This window comes from Cyclobacterium sp. 1_MG-2023 (assembly GCF_030546805.1).
Taxonomy (GTDB): domain Bacteria; phylum Bacteroidota; class Bacteroidia; order Cytophagales; family Cyclobacteriaceae; genus Cyclobacterium.
On sequence record NZ_JAUOPC010000002.1, the window covers coordinates 307489 to 322311 of the forward strand.

Here is a 14823-nt window from a genome sequence, read left to right on the forward strand (position 1 = left end):
GCAAGTTAAAGGTTTTCAGTATTGTTTGAATTATCAATTATTGAATAAAATTGGTCCCATTGTAAGATTTCGTAGTCTTGGCCCGCAATAAATACATTTTCAGCCATAGATTGTCCCAAAACAGAGACTGGAATTCCCCTATATTTTCGCAATCTTCCTATTAAAAACGGTTTGAGTAGTGGGAAAACTTTTAAGACTATTGCCTGAGATATTCCGTACCTGTTGGTTGGGGTCAAAATCATAGAAGGCTGGAAGATGCTCAACCGGTCAAATCCCAAAGCTTTTAAGGCTTCTACTAGCTCACCTTTTGCTCTTAAGTAGAATGAACTAGACTTAGGGTTTATCCCCACGGAAGCCAATAATTCAAAATGTCGGATGCCACCTTTTTTGCATGCCTTCGCAAAATCCAACACTGCTTCTTTATCAATCTTTAAAAATTCCTCTTTACTAATCCTACTAGGCTCTCCTACACCCAATGTACAAATTGCAATGTCATGACCTTGGATATATTCTTGATAACTATCGGGTTTGCTTACATTTATTTTGTGTTGATAAACATTGGCTTTGTTAAGGCCTGAAATGGGGGTTCGCCCAAGCAAGGTCAATAGGTGAATATTATTATGAACTAACAGGGTTTTTAATGCTTCTGAACCTACAGCACCGCTAGCACCTAACATGACAATCGAATTTGGGTTGGTTTTGGTAGTCATGAATTTTAAAATAAAATTGGATAAAGGATTTCTTTATTTGACATTTAAGCAATATAGTTATTTTAGAATAGGGAAGTATGTTGGCTTTAAACTAGTATTTTTGGGAGAATGGTTTCATATACTCGAGTGGGTCGTTATAGCTATTATCGTCCCTTTTCTAGTAGGAATTGATAATGCATATTGCTTGACTTTATTTTTGCTTACTCTTTTAGGATATTCTGGGCATTTATTTTGAGGGACTTGAGCGTAAAAGGGGGTGCCTGTAAGGATTGGAATTTAAACAAGTACATAGTATAAGTGGGGAAGGAAGACAAAACAATAGATTATTCCAAAGGATGGTTATTGGTTTTAATTTATATAGAAGGAAATGAAAATTTAATCCTTTTTATAGACGGAAAGGATAAGCTTACGTTTCAGTAATCAGCGACACCTTGGCTAAGTTCCCTGCTTATTGTTGAAGATTTAGGTACAGGATTTGGTCCATGCTATTGCGCTGCAATGTTTGCTAGACCTTTGTGACCATTGTTACTGTTGCCTAATTTGTTCTGCATTACTTTTGGGTATAAATTAAAGACATGTTGAAACAATACTTTCCCATATTACAGTGGCTACCAGATTACAAAAAATCTTATCTCTCCGGAGATATTGGAGCAGGTTTGACGGTAGGAATCATGCTAATCCCTCAGGGGATGGCCTATGCAATGATAGCAGGTTTACCACCTGTTTTTGGACTTTATGCATCTTTGATCCCGCAAGTGGTATATGCCATTATGGGGACTTCAAGGCAATTAGCCGTAGGTCCTGTAGCAATGGATTCTCTTTTGGTTGCTTCAGGCCTTGGGGCACTTGCCCTTTCGGGTATTGACGAATACATTGCCATGGCCATTTTCTTGGCCTTATTTATGGGGCTAATACAGTTGGGGCTGGGATTGTTGCGTATGGGGTTTTTGGTGAATTTCTTGTCAAAACCTGTTATTAGTGGTTTTACATCTGCGGCAGCCATTATTATTGGTTTAAGTCAGTTAAAACATCTTTTAGGTACTGATATAAAGGGAAGTAATCAGATTCATATTTTATTAAAAAATGCCATTGCTACAGTTTCTGATACCAATTGGATTGCTTTAGCTATAGGTCTCCTTGCTATTGTGGTTATAAAATCCATCAAGCGTTTTAATAGCCGAATACCAGCTGCCTTGGTTGTGGTGGTATTGGGTGTTTTGACCATTTATTTTTTTAATTTAAATGAGCAGGGGGTTAAAATTGTTGGCAAGGTTCCTAGTGGTTTGCCATCATTAAAAGTACCTGCTTTTGATTTTTCAAGAGTTTCTGAGCTTTTACCTATTGCCCTGACACTTGCATTGATCGCATTTATGGAAGCCATATCTGTTGCCAAAGCCATTGAAGAGAAGCATACAGATTATAAAGTGGATTCCAATCAGGAGCTAATAGCTTTAGGGACGGCCAATATGTTGGGGTCTTTTTTCCAGTCTTACCCCACAACCGGTGGGTTTTCTAGGACGGCTGTTAATGACCAAGCGAGAGCTAAAACCGGTGTTGCTCCTATTGTAAGTGCCCTGGTGGTAGGCTTAACTTTATTGTTCTTAACACCTTTATTCTATTATTTACCCAATGCAGTATTGGCTGCCATAATTATGGTTGCGGTTTTTGGGCTAATAGATCTCAATTACCCAATAGAGCTTTTCAAGAACAGAAGGGATGAGTTTTATCTCTTGCTTGCAACTTTTTTGATAACCCTTACGGTGGGTATAAAAGAAGGGATATTGCTTGGGGTATTAATTTCATTATTGTTATTGGTATACAGGACTTCAAGACCTCATATCGCAGTTTTGGGTAGAATAAACAATACGGACTATTTCAAAAACATAGCCCGATTTCCGGAAGATACAGAGACATTTAGCGATATTTTAATTATTCGATTTGATGCTCAGTTGTACTTTGGAAATACGGAGTATTTCAAAAAGGAATTGCAAAATCAACTCGACCTAAAAGGAGAGGCAGTAAAATACATCATCCTGAATGCAGAAGCGATCAATTATATTGATAGTAGTGCCATTCATATGTTGCGGCAGATCATTCAGGAATTAAATAGTAAAGGAATTAAACTTTTGGTTGCCGGAGCCATTGGTCCTGCTCGAGATATCTTTTATAGCAGCGGACTGATTGATGCTATTGGAAAGGATAATTTTTTCGTTAAGACCAATGAAGCATTTGAACATTGTAATCCCAAGCATCAAAAAACAGCCATTGAAAACAGGATCTCTCTTCAATCTAAAACTTAAACCCAGATCAGTTGATAGGATTAGAGTTGAAGTGAAAACTCAAAGGAAGTTAGACCTATGAGGCTTGATGCACCTAAGACCTATCTATTTACAGGAATTAGGTAATGCTACTTTTGAACTACATCATTCCTTGAAACGAAGTGAAGTAACTGAAAAACCCTGATTATAAGCGTTATAATTTATTGTCAAACCTGCTTTTTATCAGGGTTAAAAATTTCTTTGGGATGGTGAATCAAACCATTTGTTGTTTAAATAATATCCTAAAGAAAGCTCATGACTATTGTTGGTGTAATTGCTTTTGCTGTTAAGGTTGAAATCATATGCATAACCCATTCTGAGTTCTTGGGTAATAAAAATATCCATTAGCAATGCAAGGGCTTTCCTATTGCTTCCAATATCAGAAATTGTAGCTTGGTTTTTAACCAACCCTGACCTGAAAGAAGTGCCTATCCAATAATTTTCTCTAAGGAGAAACATTGCGTTGATGTCAAAGCTGGTTGGCCCATTCAATTCTTCACGGATTAAAATTGATGGTTTGAGTGAAACACCATTTGACAAGGGTAAGAGTGCTCCCAATTGATAATAAAAATGGTAATTGTGAGTAGCAACTGCCAGGTTTTTCTTTTCAAGAATGTTTTGTCCCACTAAATTATAAGCACTCAAACCAGTAAAAAATTGTGGCGTATGAAAAAATATGCCAAGGTTCAAATTGGGAGTAATGGCATTTATTTTACCTTGAGGTATGCCGGGATCACTGGGGTCATCAGGCAGGTATTGACTTGCATCAAGGCCATAAGAAGCAAAACCTGAACTAACACCTAAGCTTAAATAGCTACTATAGGACAATTGTACACTATAGGAGTAGGTAAGAAGTAAGTTCTGGATATTACTGGCTCCGAATTTGTCCGAATTAATTTGTATGCCAAAACCCATGGTTTGCTCCAAATTTCCGATATCTGCTGCGACAGAGAAAGTTTGTGGAGCTCCTTCAAAACCACTAAACTGACTTCTGTAAGTAGCCTGTACAAATGGGTCAATTTTGTATCCTGCATAGGCAGGATTGATGTGAAGAGGATTAAATACGTACTGGCTGTATTGAGGGAGTTGTTGTGCCTGAGCAGAGGTTAATGCAAAGAGAACACTAACGGTAAAAAGAATGCTATGTAAAGTTATTGGTCTCATATTTTATTTAATCACTTGTACCCAGCCTTTGTATTGTTTCTCTTTCTTATCAAAATCTACGCCTTTAACTTGATAATAATAAGTTCCTGGCAATAAACCTTCAGCATACCAATCGTTTTGATAATCTTTAGAAGAAAAAACGATGTCCCCCCACCGGTTAAATATCACCAATTCAAGTCGTTCAAATCTATGGGAGGCCCTTATTACAAATGTTTCATTTTTACCATCTCCATCAGGTTTGAATACATTTGGGATAAATAGTGGAAGGATTGTTTTCACTTCAATAGAAGTGTTGTTTTCGGGTAAAATATCTTGTCCTTCTGCACTCACTTCAGCTCTGTTTCTGATCCTTCCATCAGCAATTGCCGTTACTGTAAGGGTGATGGTGAGGGTTGCATCCACTTCAAACTGGGTAACATTCCAAACCAGCATATCTTCCTCTTGAGTAAAAGTAGGTGAAGAAAGTAATCCTTCAGCATTTAATACTGCTGATTCGTAAGCTAATTGTGCTGGTAAAAAGTCAACGATTCGGACATTGTCAGCAGGGTCGGGTCCGTTATTGGTAACTGTTATTTGGTATTCGAAAGAACTACCATCATTCACAGTGGTATTAAAAGAGGTTTTTTCTATGGCCATGTCAACCATCTTTGGCCTTACTTGTAATTCTTCACTTCGAATTGTTTGGTCGAAATTTTCTACTTTGATATTGACTTCATTAGTGAAGTTTCCATCGACGGTGGGCATTACGGACAATCCAAACGCCACTGTTTCTTCGGGGACAAGGTTACTTACCTCCCAGGTATTGGAAGCGCTTAATGCCGGACTCGCTGAAAGAATCATCAACCCTTCAGGTAATATTTCCGTAAGGGTTATGTTTGCTAGATTAAAGGTACTTGTGTTTTTTACGCTAATGGTATAATTTACTATATCACCCGGCAAGGCCTGAGTTCTGTCAATTGTTTTCTCTGCGTCAATGGAAATTCCTATTATGGTTAAGGTAATATTGGCTTCACTACAATTTTCCGGTATGTCTTTTTGGCAGATGCTGTATCGTACGATGTAAATCCCGGGTGCGATATCCTCTGGTAAAGACGAGATGCCTTCTGAATCCATACTGTACCTGCTATCCAATTCGACATTATTCCCTTCTTGATCTTGGATGCTTAGGATATTGATTTTTATATCTTCAGGTAAAACGGGTTTGTTTTTAAGACTATCATTCAACAGTATAGAAGGTAATATGTGGGCCTCATAATTAATTAATGGGCCAAAATTATCATCATTTGCTATAATAGGTGCAACTGAAACTTCAATGCTTAGCTCGTTACTTAGGTAATCACCGCATATTTCATCCGAAGCCGTTCTTCTAAAGCTTGTTGTCTCTAATAGAGGTTTAGGTGAATAATCCTTTCTTTTTGCGCCTTCAATAATTTCCCATTCCGAATCGGCTGTTTTTTGTTCCCAGGTATAAGTAAAATTTCCGGTGCCACCTTGTGGTTCTGTACCTATGATTTCCTCAGGTTTCTCCAACTGGTACAAAGACTGCTCTCCGGAAATAGTATTACCGCTTACCTGAGCATATACAAATACTTCCACTGCTAACCTTTCATCCGATAAACAAGTACCATTGGATTGGGTAGCATAATAAGTCATGCCATTTTGAAGAACGGTTTCCTCAGGCAGTATGTCTTCTCCAAGAGGCGAGGTATGCCATTGGATGTTTGTTCCCTCGATTTCGAGAGTAGCTAAGGTGTACTCACCCGGGCTGCAAAATTCCTGAACAGTCTCTCCTTTTGGAGCTTCCGGAACATCTGCCAAATTTATTGTAACAATTGTGCTTTTTTCACCTGAGCATATCCCCGTAATCGTGTATTCAAACGTATAAGTGCCGGGAGTAAGACCTTCGGAAGACCAAGTGTTTTCTATTAGATTACCACTGTTAGTGGTTTCTTTCCAACTTCCATAATTGTCATATGGCCCGTTCAAATAATCAAATAAGTTTATAATTTCCCCTTTACAAATTGCTACTTCCTGACCTTCTCCTGCTTCCGGATTTAGACTTGAAGCATCAATGGTGAATTCAAGGGTTTTATTTACACAAGACTCCGGGTTGTTATCACTGATCCGAACATAATAGGTGCCTGCATTGGAGGATAAATTAAATGAGGGAAACTCAAGTCGAGAATCTGTGCTTAAAATATTTTCAGGAGCTCCCTCTTTGTACCATTCAAATTGAAGGAAATCCAGGTTTTTTATAAATAGCGCACCATCTTCCCCTTCGCAGAGGTTTTCGGGAATTATTATAGGTAAATTTTCGCCTTTTACTTGGACTGAGGTATTGGTCAAATTCCCACAAGCATCTTCCAATTGCAGTTTATACCGACCGGATTCAAGTCCTTTAAACAATGGATCTTCCCCATTGTCAATGATAAAAGGAAGGCCATCCTTTTCAACAATTTTATAGGTTATGGGAAGATAGCCCTCTGCATTTACAGAGACCTCATAGATGTCTCCACTGCATTTAAAGGTATTGATACTATTGAAGGTACTTTTCTCTTTGATTTCAAAGGTTTTTAATGTTTCCAAACAATAGGTGATTTGAGGCCTGTTGACCATCATTTCTTCACCCATTTTCCAGATGTTCAATGATTTGACCAACCTCAATGTTCCTGAGTAATTTTGATTGATGTTGGTGGCTCCATTAACCAATAAAACTGCGTTCTCATCAGTCAGTGGATCTAAGGAGTTATACACAGATCCGGTTTCGGGATGTACCCATTCACCGGAAGAGGGGTCTAATTTTTGTATTCCGAATGAAGGTGATTGTCCGTTGGTTGAATTGTCTTCATGGCTTAAGTAAATGTTAAAGGCCCCACAATTTTCAATAATATCAATTTGATTTTCTATTACGTCGATCCCTTCAATGGTAACCTTGGTGAGGTGTGTGGTTTTGCAGCTGGTATAGGAGGTGAATTCATATTCACCTTCAGGAAGGTTGTTCATATAAAACCTTCTTGGATCCACACTACTGATGTTGTTAGTGACATCTAGAGGTAGCGTGCCACTAAATGAAGCGGGTGCACCAGTTAATTCAACCGTGGTAAACTCAAAATCGTAGCTGTTCAATTGTACTGAACCCATATCCGGTCCACAACCTTTATAAACAGTGGCGCCGGGTCCACTTAATTTGTCCAATAATTCTTTGGAGATACTTGCAGAATGTCCACAAGCATCTTCCAATGTAAAAGAATAAAGACCTGTTGGTATAGGCATTTCTGTAGACCCGAAAAAAATATTTTCTTCGGAAAATGACCCTGGATATTGAGAATTGTAAATTTCAGGATCAAATCCATCGGGGAATTCGGTAAAATTTATAGTGAATGGCGCGGTAAAATTGGAAGGTTTGATGGATAGTCTTCTTTTGCCACAAGATCCTGCACCCCACAATAGGTCATTGGAAATTGTCAACTTTCTATCTATTGAATTACCCTCTAATGTGGAAGTTTGCCCGCAATTATCTGTGATTTTCAAATCATAGGTATAAGCTTCATCATAAAAAAAAGGAAGTGTATTGTAAAATACGTTTTCCGTTGGATCTCCGGTTGTGATCTCAGTATTGATTTCTTCGGTAGTCCCTCCCGGCGTATAAACTACATAAGTGACTTGTAAAGGGTATGAAATACTGGCACCCACAGACTTCACTAGATGGCCAACATTTATTTCGTTACAACTTTTAAGTGTGTTCTCAAAGTCTTGATAATTTTCATCGATAAAAAACGCAGCTTTTTGAATTTCAAAAGATTGAGAAAGCCTGTCTCCACATTCATCTGTAACGATTATTGTATAAGCTCCTGCCTTAAGGTCTTCAAATACATTACTTTCTTGAGCAGCCCTTTCTGAGGGACCTAATAATTCAAACGTTGCAGGTGTTCCTTCATTAACGAAAACCTCTATACTGCCCAATTCATTTTCACACAGGCTTTTTGAAATAACAGTAAAGGATAGAGGATTATAAACAGAATTTAAAGTTTCCTCAACGGAAGTTTCTTGAGGATTGTCATCTATGGTGTAGTTTGCACTTATCTTGTATAAGCCCTCATCCAAGCCTTCGAAAAGACCATTTTGGTTACTTGCTATAAGGGTTTCGCTTGGAAGCTGAAATAGATTGTAGACCAAATTCCCCGCATTGTCTGAATTTTGAAGCATTGCTGTGATATGACCATTCCCGGAGCAGGAAGGGTTTTGCTTTTCGATATTTAAAGTGGGTTCTGTTTGTGCCATTAAATTGGCATGAAAACCTATTCCAAGCAAAAAAAAATAAATGTGGAATACATTCTTTAAATGTGAGTTGGTTATTTTATTGATATTCATTAACACTGGTTTTACCTAGTGATGTTGTTTAGGATCGATTAAACTATTTATTTAATTAAATTAAACTGATTTTTTGCAACAGGGTTAAATTGCTTCAAAATCAACAGATTAATTGGTGTTGTCAATTCAATAGAAAAGCATTGTTTTAAGCTTTTCTATCTTTTTGGTTCAGTATAGGTAGTGTATTTACTGAAAAGTATGAAGACTAATTTTACTTAAATTATTTTTCATAATGAAATTACGCAAATAAAATCGCATTTGGATTACACTTCTTCACAATAAATATATCTCCCTACCAATCTACTATCATTTACGCTATATTTGAAGCATTGGTTGAAAACCTATATCATCACAATGTATTCGCAATTTTAAGGCCAATAATAAAAAAAATAGAGGGTGTTAAGCGAAAAAAAATCTTACTGTATTGAAAAATTCAATAATACTGGCGGTTAATTGGGTTAATCTAGGATGTCGGTGTTGATATATCCGGATACGTTTGATTTGTCTAAGGAATTTACGATTGCTTTTAATAAGGCAAGCACAAACTTGTCTTTGATTTTTGACTCAAGGAATGTAGGGCCATAGATTGTTTGAGATCTAAGCAAAACTGTCATTATCTTGCCAAGGGTAACTGTGTCTTGATTTCTTAATAATGAAGGAGTTTGATAAAATCTTTCGGCTTCAGTCTTCCAAGATAGCCAATCAAAAAGAGGAACTAGTCTTAACTTCAATACTGAATCCAATAGCTTAACATGTATTCCATTTAAGCCGATACCACTCAGTGTAATACCACTTAAATCATGAATCCCATGAAATTTTTCAGTTTTATAAAATCTCATTTCCATTTCCTGAATAAGATTTACCAATGGCATCAGTTTTCTTCCATCAAGGCTGTTACAATGGTCAGAAAAGTTTCCGATAGGAATAAAAAGCGGGGTTTGGTCCTTTATCATTATTTAAATTGTTTATAGTTTAAATGATAATTGTTTGATACTGTTTGAATTGAGTTTGTAAGTAACAACTTTTTTTTGATCAATAAAATACCCTGATCAGGGTATTTTTGTATGCCAAATGCAACATTTTGCCTTTTTCCTAATTAAAGGGGGTAAATTTTCATGATTTAGATCAATATAAGTTCTTTTTAAGAATGAACGTATTCTTTTGAGGTATTAGATGTACTTGCTTAAAAAAAATCTCTATTTTTGTTGATTCTAAACTAAAATGACATGTTCGATAATCTCAGTTTTAAATTAGATAGAGCTTTTAAGACCTTAAAAGGTACAGGGAAGATTACAGAGATAAATGTAGCTACCACTGTTAAGGAAATTCGTAGAGCACTGATCGATGCTGATGTAAATTATAAAGTTGCCAAAGAGGTTACTGACAAAATTAAGGAGGAGGCATTAGGAAGAGATGTGTTGATTGCCGTTTCCCCTGGTCAGTTGTTGGTTAAGATTACTCAGGAAGAGTTGACACAGTTGATGGGTGGAGCCAAGGAAGAAATTAACCTAAAGGGAGACCCTTCGGTAGTGTTGATTTCTGGCTTGCAAGGTTCAGGTAAAACGACTTTTTCCGGAAAATTAGGAACTTATCTTAAAAAACAAGGTCGTCAAGTTTTATTGGTGGCCTGTGATATTTACCGTCCTGCTGCAATTGAACAATTAAAAACGCTGGGCGAACAAATTGGCATAGAAGTTTATGCGGAGCCGGGTAATCAAAATGCCTTAGAAATTGCATCAAATGCCATTGAATACGCCAAGAAAACGGGCAAAAAAACGGTTATTGTTGATACAGCCGGCCGTTTGGCAGTGGATGAGGTAATGATGAATGAGATTTCTGCCTTGAAAGAAAGCTTGAATCCTTCAGAAACCTTATTTGTAGTCGATTCAATGACTGGTCAGGATGCTGTCAATACAGCTAAGACCTTTGATGAAAGGTTGGATTTTGACGGTGTTGTACTTACCAAGTTAGATGGTGACAGTAGGGGTGGAGCAGCCATTTCAATTCGCCATGTTGTGAATAAACCCATTAAGTTTATTTCAACGGGTGAGAAAATGGAAAATCTTGACCTGTTTTACCCAGATCGTATGGCCCAAAGAATTTTGGGTATGGGTGATGTGGTTTCCTTGGTTGAAAAAGCCCAACAATCATTTGATGAGGATGAGGCCAAACGGCTTAATGCAAAAATTAGAAAAAATCAGTTTGATTTCGATGATTTCCTTTCTCAACTTGATCAGATTAAAAAAATGGGGAACATCAAAGACCTTTTGGGTATGATTCCAGGTATGGGTAAAGCCATAAAAGGTCTAGATATTGATGACGAATCCTTTATTCCTATTGAAGCAATCATTCGAAGTATGACCCCGGATGAAAGAGGAAACCCCTCGATAATTGATGGAAGTCGAAGGAGAAGGATTGCTAAAGGAAGTGGGCGAACCATCCAAGAAGTCAATAATCTTATGAAGCAGTTCGCTGACATGAGAAAAATGATGAAACAAATGAATAAAATGGGGGGTGCTCAAAAGGCACTGGGTGCCCTAGGTGGAAATATGAGAAGAAGATAAATCTCAAAAAAATAATTACAGAAAAAAGGGCTGAAAAACATTGTTGTTCAGCCCTTTTTTTATTCCCCTAATCGTTTTCTAATGGCTACTAATAAAAAAAGCAGGGCCTTGGCCGCTGCTTTTCTTTATTAGTAAGCCGGAAAAGATTACTTTTTATAAGTAACAGATTTCACAGCGTCAATTGTCCTTTTTACATTTGGAAGCGTTGCTTCAATATAGGTTGGTGAATAACTCAATGGGATGTCCATAGAATTTACACGAATAACAGGTGCATCAAGAAAATCAAAAGCTTGTTTCTGAATGTTGTAGGCTATGTCTGCAGACAAGGCCGCAACAGGATTTGCTTCTTCAACAATTACACATCTGTTTGTTTTCTTAACTGAGGCAAGAACAGTTGGGTAATCAATTGGTTTAACAGTTCGAAGGTCAATAACCTCTGCATGTATATTGTCTTTTGCCAATTCATCAGCTGCTTGAAAAGCTACCTTCATCATTTTCCCAAAGGAAACGAGGGTAACATCATCTCCTTTTCTTTTGATTTCTGCAACTCCTAAAGGAAGTAAATATTCGCTCTCAGGTACTTCGCCTTTATCACTATACATTACTTCTGATTCCATGAAAATAACAGGATTGTTATCTCTAATGGAAGCTTTCAATAATCCTTTGGCATCATAGGGATTTGAAGGAACAACAACTTTTAACCCAGGGGTGTTTGCAAACCAATTTTCAAAATTAGAAGAGTGGGTGGCTCCCAATTGTCCTGCGTTTCCGGTTGGTCCTCGGAAAACGATGGGAACACTGTATTGGCCTCCTGACATGGCGAGCATTTTTGCTGCTGAATTTACCAATTGATCCATTGCTACCAATGAAAAATTAAAAGTCATAAACTCTATTATAGGTCTAAGACCATTCATGGCAGCACCTACGCCTAATCCTGAAAATCCAAGTTCCGAAATAGGAGTATCTAATACACGGTCCGGTCCAAACTCATCCAGCATTCCCTGGCTTGCTTTGTACGCACCGTTGTATTCAGCAACTTCTTCTCCCATAAGAAACACATTTTTATCGCGTCTCATTTCTTCGGACATTGCATCCCGAACGGCATCTCTGAATTGTATTTCTTTCATTTATATACAAAATTTTCTATCCTCGTAAAAATAGAAAGGAATCTTTCAATTAACAAGTTTGGCCTCTTTTAAAGGGTCTTTTCTTATAATTAAAAACAACCGCCCACAAACTTTGATAAATTCATAAGTCGCTAACACATTAATTGATAGGTAGGAGATAGGGAAACAAAAAATAAAAAGTACAGTTTTTTTATTTTTTTGGAATTTTAATTTTTCTTGCCGCGATATGGAAAAAGAGGTTTGTTTTACAATTTGAATTGTCGTTGCTTTGCTCTTTTAAAGAAGCGAAAATTTTATATGCTATGGTGAAAATAGCTTTGATTAGTGATACACACAGTAGCCTTCCTGAAAATGCCATCAACTCTATGGAAGATGTGGACGAAATTTGGCATGCAGGAGATGTTGGAAATCCTGAGGTCTTGGAAAAACTGCCTAAAAAGCCATTATTGAGGGCTGTTTTCGGGAATATTGATGATCAATACCTTCAGAGAGAACTACCCGAAGAAGTGTTTTTTGAAAGTGGAGGAGTGAAAGTGTTTATGATCCATATAGGCGGAACACCACCTAGATATGCCAAAGGGGTAAAAACTAAAATTAAAAATTACCAACCCCATTTGTTTGTATGTGGACATTCACATATTTGCAAGGTGGTGCAGGACAAAGAATTGGATGTGTTGTATATGAATCCCGGAGCTATCGGTAATCACGGGTTTCACCAAATCAAAACCATGCTGACTTTTGAATTGGATCAAACCGTCAAAAATCTTAAGGTAATTGAACTTGGAAAAAGAGGAAGGATATAAAAAAACCCGATGTTATTCGGGCTTCTTTATCTCTTTATTTGCTTGAAGAAAATTCTTTCTTAATTTCTTCAACATCTACATTTTTGAGGACAGGCTGAGCACTCAATAATTTGATTTTTTGTACCCTTGCATTCTGTGCCTGTCTTTTTCTTCTTAATTTTCTTTTTAAAGTAGTAACAGCCATTGTATTGTTTGTTTTTTGTTCTCGCTTGAAATGAAGGGCAAAGGTAAGTAAAATATTAATTAAATACAGAAATTAATTAAAGAAGTTGGGTTTTGCACTCAAATTGCCCTGATAATATCCTCCAATATACTTTTTAATTTTTTAACTTTGGCCAAAATTCCAGAGGATGAGCAAACAAAAACCAGGAATACCTAAAGGTATGCGCGATTTTGGCCCCAAAGAAATGGCCCGACGAAACTATATATTTAATACCATACAAGCTACATTCAAATTATTTGGGTACCAGCAGTTGGAAACACCAACCATGGAAAACCTTAGTACCTTGACAGGCAAGTACGGGGATGAAGGGGACCAACTTTTATTTAAAGTACTCAACAGTGGAGCATTTTTAAAGAAAGTAGATACAGAGACCTTTAAAGCCGGGGAAAACAAAGTGTTACCTAAAATTTCTGAAAAAGGTTTGCGATATGATCTCACTGTACCCTTTGCAAGGTATGTGGTCATGAACCAAAATGAAATAACTTACCCCTTTAAGCGTTTTCAAATGCAGCCGGTATGGAGAGCTGACCGACCCCAAAAAGGACGTTATAGAGAGTTCTACCAATGTGATGCAGATGTGGTGGGTACAGATAGCCTAATATGTGAAACAGAAATCCTTTGCATGATCAAAAGGGTTTTTTCAGATTTTAAGCTTACCGATTATGACATTAAGATCAACAATAGAAAGATTCTTACCGGTATTGCTGAGGTGATTGGTGCCTCGGGAAAAGAGGCTGACTTATGCGTAGCCATTGATAAATTGGATAAAATAGGCTGGGAAAAGGTGAAAGTGGAATTGATAGAGCGAGACTTTTCTGAAGATGCCATTGATAAATTATCACCGATTCTATCACAAAATGAGCATAACAATGCTGGTTGGTTGCTGTTTTTGAAAAAGTATCTTGCAGAAAGTGAGATAGGTTTAAAAGGGATAAGTGAACTTGAAGAGGTATTTTCTTATCTAGCTAAGATGGGAGAAAACCAAAACCATGTGGTATTTGACCCTGTATTAGCCAGAGGTTTGTCTTATTATACCGGAGCGATATTTGAAGTAAAAGTCAATGGAGTTGGCATTGGATCCGTAAGTGGTGGAGGAAGATATGATGACCTTACCGGTGTTTTCGGATTAAATGGGGTTTCGGGTGTTGGATTCTCATTTGGAGTGGACAGGCTATATGATGTGCTCGAAGAGTTGGATATTTTTCCTGATGATGAAGTAGAGCGAACTCAAATTATGTTGGCCTATTTCGGTGAGGAAGAGAAAGAAGCTTGCTTAGGGATATTGGCAACTTTGAGAAAAGCAGGAATTGCTGCCGAAATTTACCCGGATTTGGTGAAAATTAAAAAGCAGTTTAACTATGCCGGCAAAAAGGGTATTCCATATGTAGGAGTGTTGGGTTCTGATGAATTGGAGAATAATACCATCAGCTTAAAAAACATGATAAGTGGTGAGCAAGAAAGCCTAAGTCTCGAAGATATTGTTGAAAAAATCAAGCAGGCTTATAAGACTGCTTAAAAATCAGAAATAATCTTTTCATTATCC

At 37.3% G+C, this 14823-nt stretch carries 10 protein-coding genes; 4 read left to right on the forward strand and 6 right to left on the reverse strand.

Annotated features, from left to right (window positions below; genetic code table 11):
• Positions 1–5 precede the first annotated feature (5 nt).
• A complete protein-coding gene (locus Q4534_RS03630; RefSeq protein ID WP_303611809.1) occupies positions 6–710 on the reverse strand; it encodes an NAD(P)H-binding protein in 705 nt (234 codons plus the stop codon).
• Positions 711–1285: 575 nt separating this feature from the next.
• On the opposite strand from Q4534_RS03630, the gene Q4534_RS03635 reads away from it, so the two are divergent.
• A complete protein-coding gene (locus Q4534_RS03635) occupies positions 1286–3010 on the forward strand; it encodes a SulP family inorganic anion transporter (RefSeq protein ID WP_303611810.1) in 1725 nt (574 codons plus the stop codon).
• Between the two features lie 207 nt (positions 3011–3217).
• Here Q4534_RS03635 and Q4534_RS03640 read toward each other — a convergent pair whose 3' ends face one another.
• The 3 genes from Q4534_RS03640 to Q4534_RS03650 all read right to left on the reverse strand — a co-directional run bounded on the left by Q4534_RS03640 (position 3218) and on the right by Q4534_RS03650 (position 9516).
• Positions 3218–4192, reverse strand: a complete 975-nt coding sequence (locus tag Q4534_RS03640; protein WP_303611811.1) for a type IX secretion system membrane protein PorP/SprF — start codon at positions 4190–4192, stop codon at positions 3218–3220.
• Between the two features lie 3 nt (positions 4193–4195).
• Positions 4196–8563 (reverse strand): gliding motility-associated C-terminal domain-containing protein, encoded by a 4368-nt coding sequence (locus Q4534_RS03645; protein WP_303611812.1) that lies wholly within the window; start codon positions 8561–8563, stop codon positions 4196–4198.
• Between the two features lie 458 nt (positions 8564–9021).
• Positions 9022–9516 (reverse strand): DUF6508 domain-containing protein, encoded by a 495-nt coding sequence (locus Q4534_RS03650; protein WP_303611813.1) that lies wholly within the window; start codon positions 9514–9516, stop codon positions 9022–9024.
• A 273-nt stretch (positions 9517–9789) separates the two neighbouring features.
• Here Q4534_RS03650 and ffh point away from each other — a divergent pair, with 273 nt between their 5' ends.
• Complete coding sequence (ffh, locus tag Q4534_RS03655; RefSeq protein ID WP_303611814.1) at positions 9790–11127, forward strand: signal recognition particle protein; 1338 nt, start codon at positions 9790–9792, stop codon at positions 11125–11127.
• 146 nt (positions 11128–11273) lie between these two features.
• Here the strand turns inward: ffh and Q4534_RS03660 are convergent, their stop codons facing one another.
• Positions 11274–12254 carry a pyruvate dehydrogenase complex E1 component subunit beta gene (locus tag Q4534_RS03660; protein ID WP_303611815.1) on the reverse strand — a complete coding sequence of 327 codons (981 nt, stop codon included), beginning with the start codon at positions 12252–12254 and terminating at the stop codon, positions 11274–11276.
• 302 nt (positions 12255–12556) lie between these two features.
• On the opposite strand from Q4534_RS03660, the gene Q4534_RS03665 reads away from it, so the two are divergent.
• On the forward strand, positions 12557–13057 hold the full coding sequence (locus Q4534_RS03665) for a metallophosphoesterase (RefSeq protein ID WP_303611816.1): 501 nt from the start codon (positions 12557–12559) through the stop codon (positions 13055–13057).
• Between the two features lie 34 nt (positions 13058–13091).
• Here Q4534_RS03665 and Q4534_RS03670 read toward each other — a convergent pair whose 3' ends face one another.
• Positions 13092–13241 carry a hypothetical protein gene (locus Q4534_RS03670; protein WP_014018505.1) on the reverse strand — a complete coding sequence of 50 codons (150 nt, stop codon included), beginning with the start codon at positions 13239–13241 and terminating at the stop codon, positions 13092–13094.
• A 166-nt stretch (positions 13242–13407) separates the two neighbouring features.
• Here Q4534_RS03670 and hisS point away from each other — a divergent pair, with 166 nt between their 5' ends.
• Positions 13408–14796: a histidine--tRNA ligase gene (gene hisS / locus Q4534_RS03675; protein WP_303611817.1), complete on the forward strand. Its 1389-nt coding sequence runs from the start codon at positions 13408–13410 to the stop codon at positions 14794–14796.
• Positions 14797–14823 lie beyond the last annotated feature (27 nt).